We start from the raw sequence: 20,484 nt of genomic DNA, 5'->3' as shown, positions 1-20,484 counted from the left end.
ACTAACGTCCGTGTCATGGCGGCAGAAGCAGCGGGAACGTTCCGTCGGACGCAGATCGAGCGATCGGACCAGCGCATCGCCTGGGAGCGGACGGACCAGGCCTTCTTCGCTGCGGGGGCGTGTCATATCCTCGCCTGGGTCTGCCGAGAGTCGTACGCGGACCGGCCGATCGAGATAGCGGCGGTGCGCTTCGCTGGCGAGCGGCAGGTCTTCCACGTCTACGCGCTCTGGGATGGCTGGGCGTTCGACCACTCCGGCTGGCATCCCGAGTCGCAGTTGCTGGCAGTCAACACAGAGTTCGAAGGTCGCCCGCTGGAGCAGGTCAAGATCACGGATAGTCTCGCTGAGTTCTGCGAGGAGCACCTCTCCCGTATGCCGAACCAGTATTGGCTCGACCCGCTTCCTCGTGCTCGCAAGTACGTGAGTCGGTACATTCCACCATGGGCGTAGCGCCTTCGGTGCCTGCCTGCTGGCTGCTCCCGGGTCACCGGTTCGAGCCGGACGGCCAGATCTTCCTCAAGGCGCTGCCCCGACTGCCCGAGGTCAGGCAACCACGGTCGCGTGCCGTCTACGACCGAGGCCGTCCCATTAGCTACACCTCCTACAGCTTCTGACCGACTGGTCGTCGCGATAGAGCCCCTCCTCCGGTGGGTTCACTGTCACCGGCACGTCCGCGCGGCGCCACCCGTCATCCGGCTGCGCTCCATGACGCGCAGTGCGCGGCAGATCCGGATGCCGGATCTCGGCGAATTCAGGCATCATCTCGAGGTGGATGCAAGCGAGGCCAGGGTCGTCCTGGTTGATGATCTGCGTTCCTTCGTGAACGGCCGCAGTGCGGAAGTAGCCCGTAGCAGTGCGGCCGGGGTTCAGCTCCTCGACCGGTATCGGGGTCAACGGTTGGACGAGTTGTGGCTGGACCATGACCTGGGCGGAGACGACACGGTCTGGCCGGTCGTGGAGGTGCTGGAACGGGCCGCCTTCGAGGAGCACCGGTTCGATATCGGTATCGTCTACGTCCACTCCGCCAATCCAGCCGGTGCCATGAAGATCGTCCAGGTTTTGCGACATTGGGGTTACCAGGTCCACGTCGCGTCGGGCTCGACGGAGGTCGGCTATCTCGACGGGACCGCCATCGCGAGCTGACCGGTTGGTCCAGCGCCAGAGCGACACAGGCCAGCCGACCGTGCGTATCGCGGCTCGAGCGAATACCTGATCGAGCGCGCGCCCGCACGGTCCCTCGGCGCGAGCCTGGCGTGCCTGAGAAGTTGTTCGACCACCCGGGCCTGTCGATGCCCGGGAAGGCAACTACAGCGTGAGCCGGGATGTACTCAACGGCGCCACCGGCCAACTTGCGGAAACTGCTGACCGCCGGCCCGGCACCCCACCGCCGTACGGGCTCCGGTCGGCTGACCGCCGGCCGCCGGCGCCCGTCTGTGACCGTGCGGACAGCCGGAAACGCGCTCCTCCGATTGGCGTTCGCTGCGTAGGATCTCCGGCGATCAAGGGGGGTGGAACGGTGGGCGATTTCCAGCAGTTCGTGACGGATGTGACTTCGCGTCTGTCCACGATGTCCAGGGGTGAGTTGTACGCCGTCGGCGACGGTCTCGACCGGGACTCACTGTGGCTCACCTTTCTCGATTCCTTCCCCGCCGGCACCAATCTGCGGTTTCGTGAGCGATCCGAGTACGACTGCTCGACCTGCCGCGGTTTCATCAAGCACTTCGGCAACGTCGTCGAGATCCATGACGGGCGGGTCCGTACCGTCTGGTCCGGGGTGTCGGCATCCGACCCGGTCTTCTCCGTCGTCGCGGCCGCTCTGGACGAGTTCGTTCTTTCGCTGCCGTTGTCCACCATCTTCCGGTCCACTCAGGCGCAGTACGGGACGAAGACCACCCGAACGCTGCGCGACGGCCAGGTCGAGGTGTGGCACCACCTGCACGGCCGAGTGGAGAAGCGGCATCGCACCGAGGACGTCGGCGCGGCACAGAGCAGCTTTGACGCCGCGGTGCAGGTCTTCCAGCGTGGCCTGGCCGAGCTGACCCGGCACGCTCTGGACACCGTCGTCGACCTCGTCGACGACAACGGCCTCTACCGCGGTGCGGAGCATCGCCGGGCGGTGACCGAGTTCCGCTCGCTGCAGAACCGGTGGACCCAGGCGACCGACCGACGTGCCTTCGTCTTCGCCAACGCCATGAACCCGGCGGCCCGGTTCCGCAACACGGTGATCGGCACCCTCGTCCAGGATCTCTCCGCGGGCGTCGACCTGGAGCAGGCGGTCCGGTCGTTCGAGGCGAAGGTGGCGCCGCAGAATTACCAGCGCCCCACGGCGTTGATCACCCCGGCCATGGTCAAGGCCGCCATGAAGACCATTGACGAGCTGGGCATCGAGGAGTCGTTGCAGCGACGGTTCGCCCGACTGTCCGACGTGTCGGTCACCAACGTGCTGTGGGTCGACAACGACACACAGGCACGGATGAAGGACGGCATCGAAGGGCTGCTCATGCAGGCGGCCACCATGAAGTCGGCAGGTGCGCGCCTTCGCGACGCGAAGCCGGAGGAGATTCCCGTGGTCTCCTTCATCAAGGACATCCTGCCCGGCGCCACCACCATCGACCTGTGGGTCGCCAACACCTACGAGCCGCACCTCGTCAGTCTCACGACCGGCCGGCACCCGGCCGCACCGCGGTTGTTCAAGTGGGACAACGATTTCGGCTGGTCGTACGGCGGCAACGTCACCGACTCGATCAGGGAGAAGGTCAAGCGGGCCGGCGGCAACGTCACCGGCAAGCTGCGGGTGAGCCTGTCCTGGTTCAACCACGACGACCTGGACCTGCACGTGTACGAACCCAACGGCGATCACATCTGGTACCAGGAGAAGCGCAACAAGCTGGACGTCGACATGAACGCCAGCGGGCCGCTCTCCCGCGAGCCGGTGGAGAACGTCACCTGGACCGACCGTGTCCCCGACGGTGAGTACCGGATCGAGGTAAACCAGTACCGCAAGCGGGACAGCACCCAGGTCGGCTTCGTGATCGAGACCGAGAGCAACGGGAAGATCGAGCATTACAGCCACGAGCGCGCGGTCGGCCACAAGGAGACCGTCGAGGTGGGCCGGATGACGGTTGCCGGCGGGGTGATCACCGCTTTCCGGCCGGGTAAGGACGTGCAGCCGGGCAGTGCGGGCAGGGAGTTGTGGGGCATCACCACCGAACAGTTCGTACCGGTGTCCACCATCATGTACTCGCCGAACTACTTCGACGACAACGAGGTCGGCAACCGGCACTACTTCTTCATCCTGAAGGGGTGCGTGAACGACCAGCCGACGCGGGGGATCTACAACGAGTTCCTCCGCGGCGACCTGCAACCGCACCGCAAGGTGTTCGAGGTTCTCGGCGACCGCACCAAGTGCGAGCCGTCTCCGGATCAGCTGTCCGGCCTCGGCTTCAGCTCCACGGTCCGCAGCTCTGTGGTCGCCAAGGTGACCATGACCGGCGGCCGGCGCCGCCTCATCAGCATCCAGTTCTGATTCCCTAGCCAGATATTCCAGAGAGGCTGCCGTGACCATTTTCGAGAAGGCCACGCGGGAGAAGTTCCGCTATCCGTCGGTCAAGGGACTGCTGACCACTGAACAGCTGTGGGAGCTTCCGCTGACCGCCAAGTCCGGCTTCAGCCTCGACGATGTGGCCAAGGCGGTCAACGCCGAGCTCAAGGCCGTCGACACTGAGTCGTTCGTGGCCACCGAGGCCAATCCAGCCAAGGCAACCTTGGAGACCAAGCTGGAGGTCGTCAAGCACGTCATCGCCGTCCGCCTCGCGGAGGACCAGGCGGCGAAGGCGGCGGCGGCCAGGAAGTTGGAGAAGGAGAAGCTGCTGGAGGTCCTGGCCCGCAAGCAGGACGCGGTCCTGGAAAACCTGACCGAGGCAGAGCTACTGGCCCGAATCAACAACCTGTAGCCCGCCGACAATCAGCGTCTGCCAGCGGACCCGCACATCGCCGAGAAGTACGGTCGCCATGCAAGACCTGTGCGGCCAGGCCGGCTCACGGCCACTTCTCGGCGATCCGCATCGGTACAACGGCAACCGCGACGCCCTCTCATCGGCACGACCGCGCACCGGAAGCAGCCGCCCACATGTCACACGTACCGTAACGCCCGGTCGGCGGCAGAAGCATGCACATGGCTTGGCCGACAGCTATCGACAACGGCGGCTGGTCCGCCAGGGCTGACATCTCGTTGGCAGCCTGAACCAGTGCAGCGGTCGCCCGTGACCGACTCGAACTGCGGAACGCTGCACGTGCGTACCCTGCAGCAACGCTTCGGCGTAGGAGATGGCCCAGCAGGCGAGGTTGGCCGGTTGGTCAGCGGTGCAGAGTTGGTCCGCCGCGAGAGGCGGCCCGCCGTCGCGAGGCTGGGTGCGGCATCCGTCGGGCCGGGGCGGTACTTCGACCTGGTAGCGGCAGAGGCGCCTGCGCCCGGACCCCACGGCTGTGATCGTATCGACCTACTTGCCCGACCGCCTATCGTGGACAGCGCGTTGCGTTGCAACTGATCGTCCGACCTGGGTGGTGTCTCGATGAGGTGGCAGCGTGGTTGATGGTGGGCGGCAGGAAAGGCTCCTCCGGGAGTTGTCGATTTCGCTGGTCAGCGGACTGATCCTCGCCATCGGCGGCAAGGTCTACGCCTCGTGGGCGGCGACCACATGGGCTACGTCGGTCTGGCTCGTGTTCTCGGCGATTGTCGCGGCCGGCGGGACGGCGTTCGCCGTCACCCGGTACCGCCAGCATTCCGGCCGGCGTCAGGTCTTCCTCCTTGTCTCGGCGTTTGTGCAGAAACACTGGGTCGCCGAACTGCTGGAGAACCTGATCCGGGCACTGGATCGGCACGGTGTCGACCTTGTCCTCAAGATCCCGCCGCACGAATACGGTGGGCACGGTCAGCTTCAACAGCTCGCTGAGCTCAGGAAGAACTCCCGGTCCTTCCTCGGTGGCTTCGTCATGGCGGCCGACTGCGCGGTCAACCATGTCGAGTTCGAACGATTCTGCCGTAGCTTACGCATCCCGATCGTGTTCGTCGACTCGTCACCTTTCGAGCACGTGCGCGAATACCCGGCGAACGTTGCATTCGTGGGGTGCGACGACGCCGAGATCGGCACCCGGTCAGCCGAATGCGTGGCCAAGATCCTGAAGGATCGAGAATTCCTTTGCCCGAACGTTCTCGTGGTCGCCAGCAGTGAGCATTCCGACCGGCAGAACTCCTTCGCAGCCCGGCTCCGAGCGGAGGTCGCATCCGTCGAAATAACCATCAACGACCAGGGCCGGTTCGATCGGGGCCGGGCCGCTGGGATAGTCGGCCAGACGCTGCAGGAGACTCACCGAAAGGGTGGCACCGTCCACGTCGTGTTCTGCACTAACGACGAGATGGCGCTGGGCGCTGTGGACGCGGTCCAGAAACGGGCGGCTGCCGGCGAAGACGTCGGGGACCTGGTGATCGTCGGGGTGGATGGCACTCGTGAGGCGATCGCGACGATCGACGCAGGCGGCACCTGGTTTCGGTCGACCGTCCTCCAAGACTCTGGCCGGGTGGCCGAGGCGGCGGTCAGCACCCTGCTCAAGCTCTGGGCGCATGAGCCTGCTGACATCAAGACGTTGATACCGACGACGACATATCCGCTCGGCAACGCTTCCTCGGAGCTGTGCGGCCCGAGGGCCGCAGGTAGAGCACCGCACCCCTGATCCCGTGAACCGGAAGTGGGAAAAGTCCGGTGAGTCTGAGTAGCCAGCGGCCCACTCTATTGTCTGATCCCGCACGGCCTGCTTCTCTCGGCACGTTCGCGCGTCGCCGCCCGTCAGCCGGCTGCGCTTCACGACGCCGTCTGCGGCATGAGCGTGCGCCTGACTCCCACATCGGCTGCAGGATCGTCGTCCTGGTGCTCAGCATCCCTGCATTCGTCAGGACGCGCCCGCCGTCGACCTAACCACGACCTTCGCACCCAAGAGTCCGAGGATCGTCGCGCTAACCTCCTCGGCAGGACTCGTTACCTTGTCGTACCCGGTCGAGGAGAGCCCCTACAGCCATAACACCGCTAACGCTACGGCAGTCGTGGCCCCACAGTCCGAACACCGCCACCGACTGCACGACATACGATCATCGACAATAGCGGATGCCCAGCACCTGGCGTGGGCATTGCCGGCGACGTAGATCGTGGTCGTATCCGGCACCGCCGGTGCTCTACGGGATCAACTCAGCCACGGAAAGCGCCTCGTCCAGCCGACCAGCGGCCAGATCGTCGTGACGGATCACGAAACTCCCGTCGCTCCGGTAATAGAACTCGTTATCGACCGGAAAGCGGGCGAGCGACACCCACTCGATCGTCAGCCGGTGCGTCTCCTTCTCCACATGGGAATACCATTTCGCGGCCGGGATGACGATCTCGCCGGTCTTCTCGCGCCACGCGAGGGTCTGCTCCGCAATACTCTTGATCACCTCCTCGTCGGCGTACCCGCCGATGTAGGCGCTGGCGTACCCGCTGTCAGGCGGCCAGAGATCGTTGGCCAGAGCACAGAGTTCGTCAAGGTGCGGCAGGTCACGCTCGAGGTCACGGGCCAACTGCTGCTGGAAGGGCGACAGGTCGTCCTCGTCCTCGTCGTCCTCGTCCGACCCGAACCAATCGGGGAACTCCGCGCGCAGCGTGGCGCCGACGTCGTACTGCTCGCCGGCGAACGCGTAGTCGGTGGATCCTGCCGCCACCTCGGTATCGGTGCCGGCCGGCACATACACGACTCGCCCGTACCTCCGCTCTCCGCTGGCAGCGGCCTGATCGTGGTCGAGGAAGAACAGCAGCGAGCCGTCTGCCGGCAGGGCGAAGCCGTCGACCCTTGGCAGCGCCGCACAATCGACCGAGAAGATGAACGGCAACGGACTGACCCCGTCGGACGGCCAGTCCATGCCCACCGGCAGCCGGGGCAACCCACCGAACTGCCCGACCGGAACACCGCTGGATCCTCCGCTCAACCGGATCGACAAACGGAGGTGCTGGCTGAACCGGCTGACCTCGTCGTCCGGGATGCCCACGGCGAGCGCTGCACGACGAAGCTGCCCCTGATGATCCATAGGGCGACATGGTGCCACGAGGGCGGGCCCGGCGACCCGGTGCCCACGGCCCGCACGCGCTGTCGTCGGCAGCGCTGCCGCCTGATCGGGTGCGCACATCTCGGCGGATCCGTGCACGTCAGCTGGCGGCGCGCGAGCTCGCCGAGCATCTGACCGAGGCGGCACTCGGGGTGGAGATCCGGCCCTTCGCAGGACGCAACCCCGCACGGGTGCGCCGGCTGGCCCTTCTCGTCATACCGGCTTCCGGATCGGTGACCCGGCGGGGCGTGAGTACCCACGCGGCGGGCACTGTCGGTGGCCGGCTCTATGGTGCGGCCATGACGATCAGAGACGGTTGGATCTCGTTCGATCTCGGGAGATTCCGCAGCCACGAGGCCGATTTCGCCACGTACAGCGGCAGCTCCCACACGGCGCTGCCGGCGCTTCCCCTCGGGCATCCAGGTGGTCTGCACAGCTGGATGCGGGAGTTGGTGCCACTCGGTGAACGTGCTGCCGGTCAGTACGGCCTGGACACACTGACCCACGGCGCGCCCGTGTCCGAGAATCAGGCGGCCCTGCCGGAGCAGTTCGTCGCGTTCATGGCTGATCCGGTACTGCGCGATTCGGTACCGACCTGTACGTCGTGTTACTGGGCTTCCGATCTTTCGCGGGCGCCGAGCCCTGTCCGCCATGGGGCACAGCTGGTGCGGTTCCTCAACGACCAGCAGGGTTGTCTGTTCTGGTATCTGCACCTGCTGCCAGACGGGCGCCACGAGGTGCTGTGCGGTGGTGAGGCGTACGACCTACGGGTGGTTCCCCGGGAGGAAGCGCATGAGGACCTGGTCCGGGTGGCCGACGACTTCGACCGGTTCATTGCCCGGTTCTGGATCGAGAACCTTGCCTGGTACGAGGTGGTGGGACAGAAGCGATCCGATGAGGATCTCTCCGAACCGGTCTGGGAGTACGTACGCCAATATGTGCCTGCGGACCCGTCGGCCGTTGGGTGACCAACAAACGGCGCGGTGGCATCCCACTACCAGCGCCGGCTCGTCACTACGCCAGCCGAAAGATCAAGTGACGTTGGAGTAGGAGTCGAGAGGAGCTACCCATGGGCATGGAGTTGATCGGACGCCGTCTGTCAGCTGATGAGCTGCGGACGGTGCTGGACGATCCGACGATGGTTGACCCGCTGCTCTTCGGCGACCTCGACGACGATGACGCCGGGATGCCCGATCCCGAGCTGGATCTGAACAAGTCCTGGCACGGCCTGCACTACCTGCTGACCGGTACCGCGTGGCAGATCCGTGACGGGGCCGGTGCGGCGATCCTCGGCGGCGAGACTGCGTCATGGCTGCGGCGGACATCTGCGGCGGGCCGGGCCTGGGCCTCCCAACCGGGTCGCCACAAAAACGGAAACTCCGGTATAACGAGCATGTTGTTCCGCTGGCCGGCATCGCCCCCCTCGGAGTGCCCATGACAACGCAGGTGCGTGACCGTCTCGACGAACTACTGCGGGCTGGCCAGGTCGGCGGTCTGCACGCCGTCGCGGCGGTTCGCGATGGTCACACCGTGCTGGAGTACTACGGGGCCGGTGAGGACTTCGCCTGGGGCGACTCGCTGGGCGTCGTCGAGTTCGGGCCCGGGGTCCTGCACGACATCCGGTCCGTCACCAAGAGCGTGACCGTCCTGTTGTACGGCATAGCGCTCGGCGAAGGGCTGGTCCCGTCGCCGGCGGAGCCGCTCCTGCAGCGGTTCCCGCAGTACCCCGACCTGGCGGCCGACCCCTGGCGGGCCCGGCTCACCGTCGAGCACGCACTGACAATGTCGCTGGGCGTGGAATGGTGCGAAGATCTCCCGTACAACAGCCCGACCAACGCCGAGATCGCGATGGAGCTGGCACCGGACCGGTACCGGTACATCCTGGAGCGGCCGATCCTCGAACCGCCCGGCACCCGATGGACCTACTGCGGCGGTGCCACGGCTCTGCTCGGCCGACTGATCGCCGACGGCACCGGGCAGTCGCTGCCGCAGTACGCGCAGGCCGTGCTGTTCGCGCCGCTGGGCATCGGCAGCTTCGAGTGGATGACCGGCGCGGACGCGGTGGCCTCCGCCGCGTCAGGGCTGCGACTCGCGCCCCGCGACCTGGCCCGCCTCGGCGAGCTGGTGCTGGCCGAGGGAACCTGGGACGGCCAGCGGATCGTCCCCGCCGACTGGATCCACACGATGCTCCAGCCACGCCTGCAGACCAGCTGGGGCGCGCGGTACGGCTACCAGTGGTACATCGAATCCATCGAGGGCCATCGGCTGGTGGCCGGCATGGGCAACGGCGGCCAACGGCTGTTCGTCATGCCCGACCTGGACCTCACCGTGGCCATCACCGCCGGCAACTACGACGACCCCGACCAGTGGCGGACCCCGCTCACGGTGCTGGAACGGGTCATCCTTCCCGCGATGGCGTGACGGCGCCGCGCCCGACCAACGTCCGGTCACCGGCAGCAGCGGCCGACAGCGACGAGAGGCCAGGTGGCGGGGCTTGGGCCGGGCTGGTGGCGGCGCGACAGGTGCTCGGCCGCCCACGACAGACGCTCGGCGGGGACAACCCGGCCGAGCGTCTGCGTGATCTGTCGACGACCAACTGAGCCGTCAGGTGTTGCGAGGCCGTCCGGAAAACCGCCCCAGCAGCCCGGCTCCGTCGGCCTGTGCGCCGACGGCTTTCCCGCTCACCCCTGACGACGGGTAGGCGGTCAGGACGGGAAGAGCTCCCGGTAGACGGCAGCGGTGCCGAACGACTGCCCCCGGTAGTGCGACACGAAGCTGCCCGTGACGACGCCGAGGGATCCGGTCAGCGTGGCGTCCACCAGGTAGTCGGGATGGACGCCGTCGGAGCTCGTCCGGCGTTCGAAGCGCACCGTCAGGACGTCGCCCTCGCGTACGTCGAGGTTCTCGTCGAACAGCGGAAGATAGGCGGGCGTCCAGTTGGTCTTGCCCAGGAGCGAGTCGATCGTCGTGTCGGCCCCGAGACCGGCGTCCAGCCGGATCCAGCACAGCAGCCCGTCGACCCTTCCGGCCCGCTCGATCCGCAGCTCCACCTCGATCGTGGCGTCGAGTTGTTCCGGACGGTCGAACCGCAGCTGCTCCACGACCCCGCCGCTCGACAGGACGCAGTTCGGATCAGGGTTGACGACCGTCAGACGCAGGTCGAAGGGGCCGCCGTTGAAATCGAAGATCTGACGGACGTACGGCAGCGCGTCGCTGGAGAAGGCGAGGCCCTCAGGGAACAGATCGCGCAGGGAGACCGGGGCGACGAGCGTGGTGCAGGCGGCCGGGACCACCACCGCGCCGGGGTTCAGCAGCCGTGCGTGCGCGTCCGCCATCGCCGCCAGCATCCCCTCCGAGCTGGCGAACGAGCCGATGAGCTCGGCGACGCAGACGTCCGCCCGGGGATCGAGGTCGTGGTCGAAGGACACCCCGTAGCGAAGTTCGATCTTCTCCCGCTCCGGTGCCCGGGCCAGCCGCTGCGTCGCGACGGCATGGCTGCGGGGCATGGCTTCCAGGGCGACGACACTTTCGGCCCCCTGACGGGCGGCCTCCAGCGCCCAGTGGACGTTCTCCCCGGTGCCGATGTCGAGCACCCGGCGATCCGGGCAGGCCGGCAGCAAGGCCGCCCGGAAGGCGTCGTTCCGGACGGTGTCGTTGCTCATCGCATAGTAGAGGTACGGATCGTAGATGGGATATTCGCCGACCGAGGGCCAGATGTCCGGGCGGCTGCCGTACCCGGGTGAAGAGTCGACCGCGATGGCGATACGGCCATCCCGGTGATCGTAGGTTGCTCGGCTCAACGCCATGGTTCTTCCCTTGATTCGTGTGGCCGCACCCGTGGTCGGGCGGAGCCGCCTGCCTGCGCGCCGCGACAGCCTAAGACCGGTGCGGCCGGTGATCCGCGGAGGTTCGCGGTGACGGCCTGGTAGCCGGCGGCCACCAGCGCTGGCGCCTGCCGGGTGTGCCAGGTGTCGCCCGAGGTCGCTGCCGGTGGAGGCATGAGCACGGGGCACATCCTTCGCCACTGGACCGCCAGGCCAGCGACACCGGGTTTCACGTCAGGCATGCGTCGAGATGATGCGATCCGTCTGCGCTGGTCAAGGTGGTGACGAGTTCTCGCCAACGTTCTTCGGCAGCGTTGATGCCCGGTCATCGCTCGGCCAGGCTGTACGGCGTGCGACACCTCACCTCGGTTGACAATCTGAGCGATGACGAGTTGTACCGGCTCGTCCGGCGATCCGCCTGGTACGCGGAGCAAGGTGAGGCCGTCGGGCAGCCGCTGCGCGGCCGGGTCGTCGGCAGCTACTTCCGGGCGACCTCGACCCGGACCCGGACGGCCTTCGCTTCGGCGGCGCTGAGGCTCGGTGCGGCCCACATCGCCTACGGTCCGCACGATCTCCAGCTCAACACCGGCGAGACCATGGCGGACACGGCCCGGGTGCTCGGCACGATGCTGGACGCGCTGGTGGTCCGTACCGCCGGAGACCCGGCGGAACTGGCCGCCCTCACCGCGCAGGACGGCATGGCCGTGGTGAACGCGATGACGGCCGACGAACACCCGACCCAGGCCATCGCGGACCTGTCCATGATCGAGTTGCAGTTCGGGCGGGTCGACGGCATCCGCATCCTGTACGTGGGCGAGGGCAACAACACCGCTGCCGCGCTCGCGCTGGCGCTGGCCCGGTTCCGCGACGTCAGTCTCTGCCTGGCCACCCCCCGGGGATACGGGCTGGACCCGGCGCTGCTCGCCCGCGCCCAGCGCGCGGCGCAGGCCAACGCCAGCAGCATCACCGAGACGCACGAGCTGGCGGCCGGGCCGTCCGAGGCCGACGTCGTCTACACCACGCGCTGGCAGACGACGGGGACGTCCAAGCCGGATCCGAACTGGCGGGACACGTTCGCGCCGTTCCAGGTCGACGGTGCACTGATGGCCCGGTACCCGGAGGCGGTGTTCATGCACGACCTCCCGGCACACCGTGGGGAGGAAGTGACCAGCGCGGTCCTCGACGGGCCGGGCAGCATCGCCTTCCGCCAGGCGGAGCAGAAGTTCCACAGCGCGAAGGCGGTCCTGGAGTGGTGCGTCGGCGGGACCGACAGCCGGTGAGTTGCCACAGCCAGTTCCGCACGGTCGTCGCGGACCGGCCGGACGCACCCGCGGTGGTCGACGGTCCGCGGATCCTGACCTACGCGGAACTCGACCGCCGCGCGGAGGCGGTGGCGGGACTGCTGCGCGGTCACGGGGTCGGCCCGGAGTCGCTCGTCGCGATCATGGTGGATCGTTCGGCCGCGCTGCCGGCGTGCGTACTCGGTGTCTGGCAGTCAGGTGCCGCCTACATCGCCCTGGACCCGCACACGCCGCGTAGGAGGCTGCGGTCGATCGGCGGCAGGCTGCGGCCGGCCGCCGTCCTCACCGACTCGGGACTGCGCCGACGAGCGGACGCGCTGGGCGCTCCCGCGCTGGTCGTCGACGATCTGTGCGCGCAGGACGACGACGGTGGCGCAGACGGCGTCCGCGACCGTGCGGCGGCGTCGCCGGCGGCACCGGTGCACCCCGACAACCTGGCCTACGTCATCCACACCTCCGGGTCGACCGGCCAGCCGAAGGCCGTCGCCGTCAGCCACCGGTCGCTGCTGTCCCTGGTCGACTCCTACCGCCGGCTGTACGGCGTGGGGGAGAAGGTGACCAGGGTCCTCCAGCTCGCCGGCTTCGGCTTCGACGTCGCCACCGCCGACTTCGCGCGTACCCTGCTCACCGGCGGATGCCTGGTGATGTGCCCGGAGCAGACGGTGCTCAGCCCGCCGGACCTGGTCCGGCTCATCCGCGCCGCCGACGTCGAGTACGTCGAGATCACTCCCTCGGTGCTCCGCCCGCTCGTGGCGCACCTGGCGGCCGCCGGGGAGCGGCTGGACAGCCTGACCCACCTCGTCGTCGGTGGCGAGCTCTGGTCCGGGGCCGAGTACCGTGCGGCCCGTGCGGTCACCGGCCCGGGTGTCCGGATCTTCAACACCTGCGGTCTGACCGAGGTCACGGTCGACAACACCTGGTACGAGACGGACGTCGACGCCGGCTACGCCCAGGGCAGCGTGCCGATCGGCACACCCTTCGCCTCGACCGAGGTGCTGGTGCTGGACGAGGACCTGCAGCCGGCGCGGTACGGCGAGTTGTACCTCGGCGGCGATCAGGTCGCGCGCGGGTACCTGGGCGATCCGGCCGCGACCGCGGCCCGCTTCGTGCCCGCTCCGGACGGGCCGCCGGGAGCCCGCCTCTACCGCACCGGAGACGTCGTCAGCTACGACGCCGACGACGTTCTGGTGCACCAGGGGCGCCTCGACGACGTCGTCAAGGTCAACGGCGTCCGGGTCAGTCTCGCGGAGGTGCAGACCGCCCTGGCCGACTGCCCGGGTGTGGGCGCGGCCCGGGTGGACCTGCTCGAACACGACGCGCGGACGGTGCTCGCGGCCTACCTGGTCGCGGCCGATCCGACCGCCGAGCTGGACGTCGCCGAGGTGCGTCGGTGGATCGCCGCTCGCCTGCCCCGGGCGATGGTGCCGACCGTGATGGCGGTCGTGCCGGTCCTGCCGACGACCTCCGGCGGCAAGGTCGACCTGACCGCGTTGCGGTCCGAGGTGGCCGCCGTAGGGTTCGAGGCGGTGCCGGCCGAGGAGACCGCGCACGGTCCTCGCGAGGCGCTGCGGCGGATCTGGTCGCAACTGCTCGCCGCCGACCGGGTACGCGGCACCGACGACTTCTTCGACTGCGGTGGGGACTCGCTCCGCGCGGCGGAACTGGTGATCCGGGTCCGCGCCGAGCTGGGCGTGGACCTGCCGCCCGGTGTGCTCTTCACCCAGCCCACCTTCGGCGAGCTTGCCGGACTGGTCAGCCGGGCCGTCGCCGCCGAACCGGTTCCGGTCGACACGGCCGCCCTGGTCGGTCCGCTCGCTCCCGAGCAGCAGCGACTGTGGCTGCTGGACAAGACGGACAAGGCCTCCTCGGCGTACAACATCCCGGTCGTCCTCGCCCTGCGCGGACAGGTGGACGTGCCCGCGTTGACTGCCGCCGTCGCTGGTCTGGTTCGCCGTCACCGCGCGCTGCGCACGGCGTTCGAGGTCCATGACGGCCGGCCCCGGCAGCGGGTGCAGGACCCGGTCGCACCGCCGTTGCGTCAGGTCGAGGTGGCCGGCCCGCAGGAGGCCGAGGAGTGGATCACCGCCGAGATCCGGCGTCCGTTCGACCTGGCCCGGCCGCCGATGCTGCGGGCCGCCCTGGTCCGGCTGCCCGACGCGGAATCCCGGCTGGTGCTCACCCTGCATCATCTCGTCGCCGACGGGCAGAGCGTCCGGATCATTCTCGACGACCTGGGCCGGCACTACCGGGCCGCCGTCGCCGGGGACCCTCCGCCGGCCGATCCACCGGGCTCGTTGACCTATCTCGACTACAGCGCCTGGCAGGCTCGCCGGCTCGCGGCCGGGGCCCACGACGGGCAGCTCGCCGAACTCGTCGATCGGCTGGACGGCTGCGCCCCGGCGGAGCGCTTCCCGGCCCCGGCTGACGACCTGCCCGGGACGGTCACCCACCGCCGTGACCTCGACGTGGACCGGACGGCCGAGCTCAGGGAGCTGGCGACCGAGTACCGGAGCACCATGTTCGTGACGCTGCTGGCCGCCTACGCCGGCCTGCTGCGCCGGTGGAGCGGGCAGGACGAGATCCTGGTCGGGGCGCCGTTCGGTGCCCGTACCGTGCCGGGCACCGAATCGCTCGTGGGGTTCTTCGTCAGCACCGCCGCGCTGCGGGTGACCCTGCCCGAGGCGCCCTCGTACGCGGACCTGATCCGCGCGGCGCGAGCGGCGGTGGCGCACGCGGCCGCCAACCCGGACGTGCCCTTCGAGGTGCTGCACCACCATCTGCGCAGGCGCGGGACGGACCTGTCCTTCACCTCCTGGTTCAACTTCCTCGGCGGCCCGGACATCGCCCCGGAGCTGCCCGGCCTCACCACCCGCGTGATCGACCAGGACCCGGCGGGGGCGATCTTCGACCTGAACGTCTACCTCACCGATCTCGGTGACCGGATCGCGGTGACCGTCGTGCACGACCGGGCGACGATCGAGCCCCGCCTCGGCGCGGAACTGCTCGACCAGTTCATCGAGCTTCTGTCAGCGATGTCGATCGACCCCGAGCTGCCGCTCGACGGGCAGGTCCCGGGCGCCGGTCGCGGTGCGCCGGCACCTGCCGCGCTCCTGACCCCGGGGCCGGACCACGCCGGAAAGGTCGTGGTCAGCACGCGCTTCGCGGAGCAGTCGCAGCGCGTGCCGGAGGCGACGGCCCTGAGCGCGTCCGGCGGCACGCTCACCTATCGCGAGCTCGGCGACTGGGTCGGCGCCATCGCCCAGGACCTGTCGCTCGGCGAGGTGCACCGTCGGGACCTCGTAGCGGTGTTCGCGCCGCGCGGCGTCGCACTGGTCGCGGCGTTGCTGGCCGTCTCGTCGGTCGGCGCGCGGTTCTGCGTCCTGGACCCTGGATATCCGTCCGCCCGGCTGGTGGCGCAACTCCGCGAGATCGCGCAGGCCCGAGCCATCCTCGTCGAGGGTGATCTGCCGTCCGCTCTCGCCGCGATCGCCCCGACCGTGATCCAGGTCGGCCCGGTCCGCGGCGGTGACCGGTTCTCCCCGGTGGCCGGCCCGGCCGGTCACGTGGGCTTCACCTCGGGTACGACGGGCAGACCGCGCGTCGTGCGGGCCGGCGACGCACCGCTGGCCCACTTCCTGGCCCGCTACACCGCGGAGTTCGGCCTCGGACCGGCCGACCGGTTCGCCCTGCTCTCCGGTCTCGGCCACGACCCGTTGCTGCGGGACGTCTTCGCGCCGCTGACCGTCGGTGCCACGCTCTGCGTACCGCCCGAGGAGGTGATCCGTTCCCCGCACGAGCTGCACGCCTGGCTCGTCCGGGAGCGCGTCACCGTCGTCCACCTGACGCCACAGCTGTTGCGGCTGCTCCTGGTCGCGAACCTGCCGCTGCCGCACCTGCGGCTCGCCGTCGTCGCCGGCGACCAGCTCTTCGCCGGTGACGTCACCGGAATCCGGCGGTCGGCCCCGGGAGTGACGGTGGTCAACGCCTACGGGGCCACCGAAACTCCGCAGGTCGCGGCCTGGTCGGTGATCCGGCCGGGGCAGCCGGTGGGCCGACCGGATCGCCGGATCCCGGTCGATTCCGGCATCTACGGCGGCGGCGTCGTCGTGCTGGGCGGGCACGGCCGTCCGGCCGCGGTGGGGGAGCGCGGTCGCATCGTGGTACGCGGCGAGTCGCTCGCCGAGGGGTGCGGTCCGGAATACCACACCGGCGACCTGGGCCGGGCGCTGCCGGACGGCATGATCGAGGTGCTCGGCCGGGACGACGGCCAGGTCAAGATCGCCGGATACCGGGTCGAACTCCAGGACGTGGACGTGGCGGCTCGGAGCCTGTCGTACGTGACCGACTGCGTCACCGTGCTGGTCGGCTCGGGTGACGAGGCACGCCTGGTCAGCTATCTCACCTCCGTCGACGGCCAGGCCGTGTCCACCGCCCGGCTGCGAGCGGACCTGCGCACCCTGCTGCCGGCGCACATGCTGCCGGCGGGGGTGGTCCGGTTGGACCAGCTGCCGTTGACCGCCAACGGCAAGCCGGACCGGACCCGCCTGCCGGCCTGGCGGCCCGACGTCGACGGAGCCTCGGAGGACACCCCCGCTCCGGTCTACGCCACGGCCGTCGAGGAGACGATCGCCCGCACCTGGCAGGAGGCGCTGGGCGTCGCGCAGGTCGGCCGCGAGGTCAACTTCTTCGACCTCGGTGGCACCTCGCTGCTGGCGATCGGCGTACAGCAGGCACTGGAGGAGCGCCTCGGACGCCCCGTGCCGGTGCTCAAACTCTTCGAACTTCCGACGGTTCGATCGCTCGCCGCCTATGTCGCGGGCGAGCAGGAGGCAGCGGTCGAGGTCCGCTCCGTCAGGCGACCAGTCTCCCTGGACTCCGCGCGCCGGCTGCGGATACGCGAGACATTGCGAAGGGACATGTCATGAGCGACCGGCACCACATCGCGATCGTCGGGATGGCTGCCCGATTCCCGGGAGCGGCGGATCTCGACCAGTACTGGGCCAACCTGCGGGACGGGGTGGAGAGCGTCCAGTTCCCCACGGACGACGAACTGCGCGCGTACGGGGTCTCGGAGGAGATGCTGCGGCATCCGGACTACGTCAAGGCCGTGGCCACGGCCCCGGGGGTCCAGGACTTCGACTCGGCGCTCTTCGGCTACACGCCGAAGGAGGCCGACTTCACCGACCCGCAGATCCGGATGTTCCTGGAGAGCGCGCACGCGGCGCTCGAGCACTCCGGCTACGACCCGTACCGCGAAGAGGCGACCATCGCGGTCTACGGCTCCGCCGGCACCAACCGGTACGTCGACAACCTGGGCCTGACCGGCGACGCCGCGGCGAGCACGAGCTTCGCGCTGACCTCCCTGAACAACACCGACTACGTCGCGATCACCGCCGCGTACAAGATGAACCTGCGGGGGGCGGCGATCTCCGTCTCCACGGCCTGTTCGAGTTCCCTGGTCGCCGTGCACCTGGCCAGCCAGGCGCTGCGCAACGGGGAGTGCGACCTGGCTGTCGCCGGTGGCGCCGAGGTGGAGATGCCGTTCGGGCACGGCTACCTGTGGACGCAGGGCAGCCCCTTCTCCCGCGACGGCCACGTGCGGCCCTTCGACGGCAAGGCCGACGGCACGCTCTTCTCCACCGGCGCCGGCGCCGTGGTGCTCAAGCGGCTCAGCGACGCGCTCGCCGACGGCGACACCGTGCACGCCGTCCTACGGGGCACCGCACTCAACAACGACGGATCGGCGAAGGCCGGTTTCACCGCCCCCTCCGTGATCGGCCAGGCGACGATGCTGGCCGAGGCGTTCGCCATGGCCGAGGTGACCGCGAGTGAACTGGCGTTCGTCGAGTGCCACGCCACCGGCACCCCGCTCGGGGACCCGATCGAGGTGGCGGCGCTGCATCGCGCGCTGCAGGCGGTGGGCGACGACACCGGGACCACGGTGGCGCTCGGCTCGGTCAAGTCGAGCATCGGACACCTTGGCCATGCGGCGGGCATCGCCTCGCTGATCAAGGGCGTCCTCGCCCTCCGGCACGGTGCTCTCCCCGGCACGGTGAACTTCCAGGAGGCGAACCCCAAGCTGCACCTGGACTCGACGCCGTTCGTCATCGCCGACCGGCTCACGCCGCTGACCCGCGCCCCCGGAGTGCCCCTGGTCGGCGGGGTCAGCTCCTTCGGCGTGGGGGGTACGAACGCCCACGTGGTCATCGAGGAGCCCCCGGCGCGCGTACCGCAGCCGGTGCGGGCACAACCCCGGATCGTGGTGTGGTCGGCGCAGAGCGAGGTCGCCGGGCGGCAGTACCAGGAGAACCTGGCCCGGTACTTCACCGACCACGACCCGCAGACGTTCCCCGCGGCGGTGCGCACCCTGCAGCACGGCCGGCGGCCGTACCCCCTGCGCTCCGCCATCGTCGCGGACGACCCGGCGGTGGCCGCCGAGCGACTCGCCGCCGACGACGGCGTGCTGCGGGGAGCCGGCGCGGAACGGCGGGACCTGGTCTTCGCCTTCCCGGGCCAGGGCTCCCAGCGGGCCGGAATGGGACACCGCCTCTACCGCGAGGACAAGGCCTTCGCCGAGGCCATGGACGAGGTGCTCGACCTGTTCGGGACGCACGGGATCGAGGTCCGGGAGGACTGGCTCTCGGGCGACCCGGAGCGGTTGACCGGCACCGTCGCGACCCAGGCGTCCCTCTTCGCCGTCGAGCACGCGTTGGTGTGTGCCCTGCGGGCCCGGGGGGTCCGTCCCGGGGCGGTGCTCGGGCACAGCGTCGGTGAGCTGGCCGCCGCCGTGACGGCCGGGGTGTTCTCGCTGGCCGACGGGGTGGCCCTGGTGGCGGCGCGGGCCCGGGCCATGTCCGCCGTCACGACGGGTGCGATGCTGGCGGTGGCCGCTCCCCTGGACGACCTCCCCACCGAACTGCTGGCCGGCCTGACGGTGGCCGTGGTGAACGAACCCCGACAGGTCGTCCTCAGCGGCAGCCGCGACGACGTGCTCGCCGCGCGGTCCGCGTTGCAGAGCCGCAAGATCCTGGCCACGGTCCTGCCGACCGCCGGCGCCTTCCACAGCCCGTTGATGATCCCGGCCGCGGTGCAGTTCGCCGCCGCGTTCGACGGAGTCGAGCTGTCGGCGCCGACGATCCCGTTCTACTCCGCCGCCGCCGGCGGTCTGATCGGCGAGGACCAGGCTGTCGACCCGAACTTCTGGGCCGACCAGGTGGCCGGCGTCGTCCGGTACGACCGGGCCGTGGCCGCCGTGCTCGCCGACGGGCCACGCCGCGTGCTCGAGGTCGGGCCGGGCCGCGTGCTCAGTGACCTCGGCAGGGGAACCGGGGGGCCGGGCTCCTCGTTCACGCCCGCCCTGCCGCGAACCGACACGGACCTCGCCGGGCTGCTGGCGGTGGTGGCGCGACTCTGGGTCGACGGACACGACGTCGAGTGGCCCGAGCCGGACGACGCCGGCCCGGTCCGACGGGTGCCGCTGCCGGGCTACCCCTACCAGCGGCGCCGGCACTGGGTGGACGCACCGGCACTGACGACGCCCCCGGCGGTGGCGGCTGTCCCGGCGGTCGAGGCGGCCCTGCCGGTCAGCGGTGAGCCGACCGAGGCCGGGACACCACTGTCGACCGTGGTGTGGACCGAGACGCAGGCGCTGCCGAGGAGCGCCGTGTCGGGGCTGTGCCTGCTCCTGGCACCGGCGTCCGAGGCGGACAGCCTTCCCGTCGTACTGGCGGTGCAGCAGGCCGGCGCCGCCGTGGCGATCGCCCGGCCGGCGGAGGCGTACGCCGAGGTGGGCGCGGAATTCCGGATCCGCCCCGGCTCCCGGGTCGACCTGGACCGGGTGCTGGCCGCGCTGGCCGGCCGGGGGACACCGGTCACGCTCGTGGTGCACGCCTTCACCGCTGGGCCCAACCCCGCACTGACCAGCGCGGGCGTGAACCGGGCCGTGGAGGCCGGCTTCACCAGTCTCTTCGTCACCGCCCAGACGGTCGCCGCCCTGCCGGCGGGCGGCGCGGCGGGGCTTCTGGTGCTCACCCGGGGAGCGGTCGACGTCACGGGCGCCGAGCCGCTCGACCCGACCGCCGCGATGCTCGTCGGGTTCGCCCGTTCGCTGGCGAAGGAGGCGCCCGAGCTGGGCTGCCGCGTGGTGGACGTGGCCCTGCCCGCCGACCACGAGCTCGCGTGCGAGCTGGGCCAGTGGCGGCGGCACGAGGTCGTCGCGCTGCGCGGTACGCGG

At 69.7% G+C, this 20,484-nt stretch carries 14 protein-coding genes (1 of these 14 cut by a window edge); 12 read left to right on the top strand and 2 right to left on the bottom strand.

The genetic code is table 11. From position 1 onward, the window contains the following. The first annotated feature begins 15 nt into the window (after positions 1–15). The 6 genes from ACGFIR_RS27885 to ACGFIR_RS27860 all read left to right on the top strand — a co-directional run bounded on the left by ACGFIR_RS27885 (position 16) and on the right by ACGFIR_RS27860 (position 5,730). Positions 16–450 carry a hypothetical protein gene (locus ACGFIR_RS27885; protein WP_393148120.1) on the top strand — a complete coding sequence of 145 codons (435 nt, stop codon included), beginning with the start codon at positions 16–18 and terminating at the stop codon, positions 448–450. Continuing rightward, the gene (locus ACGFIR_RS27880; protein ID WP_393148118.1) at positions 441–614 is read left to right on the top strand and encodes a hypothetical protein; all 174 of its coding nucleotides are present in this window, start codon (positions 441–443) and stop codon (positions 612–614) included. Before ACGFIR_RS27885 ends, ACGFIR_RS27880 begins: the two co-directional genes overlap by 10 nt. 118 nt (positions 615–732) lie before the next feature. Next, complete coding sequence (locus ACGFIR_RS27875) at positions 733–1,143, top strand: cyclic-phosphate processing receiver domain-containing protein (protein ID WP_393148176.1); 411 nt, start codon at positions 733–735, stop codon at positions 1,141–1,143. 373 nt (positions 1,144–1,516) lie between these two features. After that, positions 1,517–3,526, top strand: coding sequence for a hypothetical protein (locus ACGFIR_RS27870; RefSeq protein WP_393008375.1), 2,010 nt, complete (start codon positions 1,517–1,519; stop codon positions 3,524–3,526). A gap of 31 nt (positions 3,527–3,557) precedes the next feature. Beyond that, positions 3,558–3,953, top strand: a complete 396-nt coding sequence (locus ACGFIR_RS27865) for a hypothetical protein (RefSeq protein WP_393008373.1) — start codon at positions 3,558–3,560, stop codon at positions 3,951–3,953. A gap of 631 nt (positions 3,954–4,584) precedes the next feature. Beyond that, positions 4,585–5,730, top strand: coding sequence for a substrate-binding domain-containing protein (locus ACGFIR_RS27860; RefSeq protein WP_393008371.1), 1,146 nt, complete (start codon positions 4,585–4,587; stop codon positions 5,728–5,730). A gap of 496 nt (positions 5,731–6,226) precedes the next feature. Here ACGFIR_RS27860 and ACGFIR_RS27855 read toward each other — a convergent pair whose 3' ends face one another. After that, positions 6,227–7,108, bottom strand: coding sequence for a DUF1963 domain-containing protein (locus tag ACGFIR_RS27855; RefSeq protein ID WP_393008369.1), 882 nt, complete (start codon positions 7,106–7,108; stop codon positions 6,227–6,229). Between the two features lie 89 nt (positions 7,109–7,197). Here ACGFIR_RS27855 and ACGFIR_RS27850 point away from each other — a divergent pair, with 89 nt between their 5' ends. From ACGFIR_RS27850 to ACGFIR_RS27840, 3 genes are all read left to right on the top strand, one after another. Beyond that, a complete protein-coding gene (locus tag ACGFIR_RS27850) occupies positions 7,198–8,094 on the top strand; it encodes a hypothetical protein (RefSeq protein WP_393008367.1) in 897 nt (298 codons plus the stop codon). Positions 8,095–8,195: 101 nt separating this feature from the next. Then, complete coding sequence (locus ACGFIR_RS27845) at positions 8,196–8,564, top strand: DUF1877 family protein (protein WP_393008365.1); 369 nt, start codon at positions 8,196–8,198, stop codon at positions 8,562–8,564. Continuing rightward, positions 8,561–9,547: a serine hydrolase domain-containing protein gene (locus tag ACGFIR_RS27840; protein ID WP_393008363.1), complete on the top strand. Its 987-nt coding sequence runs from the start codon at positions 8,561–8,563 to the stop codon at positions 9,545–9,547. The genes ACGFIR_RS27845 and ACGFIR_RS27840 overlap by 4 nt, the downstream gene beginning before the upstream one ends. A 284-nt stretch (positions 9,548–9,831) precedes the next feature. Here the strand turns inward: ACGFIR_RS27840 and ACGFIR_RS27835 are convergent, their stop codons facing one another. Further along, positions 9,832–10,788 carry a hypothetical protein gene (locus tag ACGFIR_RS27835; RefSeq protein ID WP_393008361.1) on the bottom strand — a complete coding sequence of 319 codons (957 nt, stop codon included), beginning with the start codon at positions 10,786–10,788 and terminating at the stop codon, positions 9,832–9,834. A 512-nt stretch (positions 10,789–11,300) separates the two neighbouring features. Between ACGFIR_RS27835 and ACGFIR_RS27830 the strand changes: the two genes are divergently transcribed. The 3 genes in view from ACGFIR_RS27830 to ACGFIR_RS27820 are tightly spaced (each overlapping or abutting the next) and all read left to right on the top strand, a layout consistent with a single transcriptional unit that may run on beyond the window. After that, positions 11,301–12,230: an ornithine carbamoyltransferase gene (locus tag ACGFIR_RS27830; protein ID WP_393148116.1), complete on the top strand. Its 930-nt coding sequence runs from the start codon at positions 11,301–11,303 to the stop codon at positions 12,228–12,230. Further along, the gene (locus tag ACGFIR_RS27825; protein WP_393148114.1) at positions 12,227–17,176 is read left to right on the top strand and encodes an amino acid adenylation domain-containing protein; all 4,950 of its coding nucleotides are present in this window, start codon (positions 12,227–12,229) and stop codon (positions 17,174–17,176) included. Before ACGFIR_RS27830 ends, ACGFIR_RS27825 begins: the two co-directional genes overlap by 4 nt. Next, on the top strand, positions 17,173–20,484 hold the 5' portion of the coding sequence (locus ACGFIR_RS27820; RefSeq protein WP_393148112.1) for an SDR family NAD(P)-dependent oxidoreductase. It continues 1,965 nt past the right edge of the window; 3,312 of the gene's 5,277 nt are visible here — the first part of the coding sequence; it begins with the start codon at positions 17,173–17,175; the stop codon falls past the right edge of the window. The genes ACGFIR_RS27825 and ACGFIR_RS27820 overlap by 4 nt, the downstream gene beginning before the upstream one ends.

Origin of the sequence: Micromonospora sp. NPDC049051, assembly GCF_043197575.1 — a bacterium.
Lineage (GTDB): Bacteria > Actinomycetota > Actinomycetes > Mycobacteriales > Micromonosporaceae > Micromonospora.
This window is presented reverse-complemented; position numbering and strand designations above follow the sequence as displayed.